Origin of the sequence: Clostridioides sp. ZZV14-6345 (genome assembly GCF_020657775.1) — a bacterium.
GTDB classification, from domain to species: domain Bacteria; phylum Bacillota; class Clostridia; order Peptostreptococcales; family Peptostreptococcaceae; genus Clostridioides; species Clostridioides difficile_D.
Window position 1 is genome coordinate 1 of record NZ_JAGWCX010000197.1, and the last position, 384, is coordinate 384.

The 384-nt window shown below is 33.6% G+C and carries 1 protein-coding gene; it reads right to left on the bottom strand.

The genetic code is table 11. From position 1 onward, the window contains the following. Window positions 1–140 precede the first annotated feature (140 nt). On the bottom strand, window positions 141–384 hold a 244-nt coding region (locus tag KGF39_RS19550; RefSeq protein ID WP_227823582.1), incomplete at its 5' end, for a phage holin family protein.

Here is a 384-nt window from a genome sequence, read left to right on the forward strand (position 1 = left end):
ATATACAGTAGCTCCACCTTGTTTCAACCATTTTGCTATCAGTTCTGTTAGTGTTCTGTTTTCTTTTCCTTCATCTATATACCCAGTTGCTCCTGTCCCTTTTCCACTTAAAGTGTGTCCTGGTACTATTGCTATTTTCATTATTTATTTTCCTCCTTCAACTGTTTGTAAGTTTGATTTATACCTATTGACATACCCCAACAAATTACACCTTGTAAGATTGCGTTAGGACTAAGCCCTAGCATCCAAATAGAAAATCCGATTCCCAACACAAGTAATATAATTGGAATGTATTTATTATCTAGTTGTTTATATTTTTTACAACCTTTACCTATAATAGAGAGAGCAGCTACTAAAATTAGCAACTGCTCTGGTATAAAACTT